The sequence below is a fragment of the Micrococcus sp. MS-ASIII-49 genome (assembly GCF_000946635.1).
GTDB lineage: Bacteria > Actinomycetota > Actinomycetes > Actinomycetales > Micrococcaceae > Micrococcus > Micrococcus luteus.
The window spans coordinates 1-373 of record NZ_JXSP01000019.1 but is presented as its reverse complement, the minus strand read 5'-3'; the positions used below and the strand labels follow the sequence as shown (position 1 = coordinate 373).

Genomic DNA, 373 nt, shown 5'->3' with positions numbered 1-373 from the left:
CCATGAGCAGGCGCAGCACGGTCTCGCTGCCGCCGCCCTCGCCGCCCGCGTCCTCGGGGACACCGACCTTGCCGAACCCGGCGGCCTGCAGCTCCGCGAGGGCGGCGAACGGCAGGTGCCGGCCCGCCTCGCGGGCCCGCTCGCCGTGGGCGACGGAGTCGAAGGCGTCGGCGTACCGGGCGGCGAGGGTGGCGTAGGTGGTCATGGCCCTACTCTGACACGCGCGGGCGGGCCGGCGGCCGGGGCGACCCGGCCGTGGGACGGGATCCACACCGGCCGCCGTCGCCCTGGCCCGCGCCGGGCGCCCGCGGGGGTCCGGCGGGCCGAGCATGACCGCCGGTGACGACGGCGGGCGGGGCGCCGTCGTCGTCGT

At 80.4% G+C, this 373-nt stretch carries 1 pseudogene; it reads right to left on the bottom strand.

The annotated features are described in order from the left end of the window. A pseudogene (locus SJ20_RS01390) lies at positions 1 to 205 on the bottom strand (acyl-CoA dehydrogenase); the annotation flags it as partial. Positions 206 to 373 lie beyond the last annotated feature (168 nt).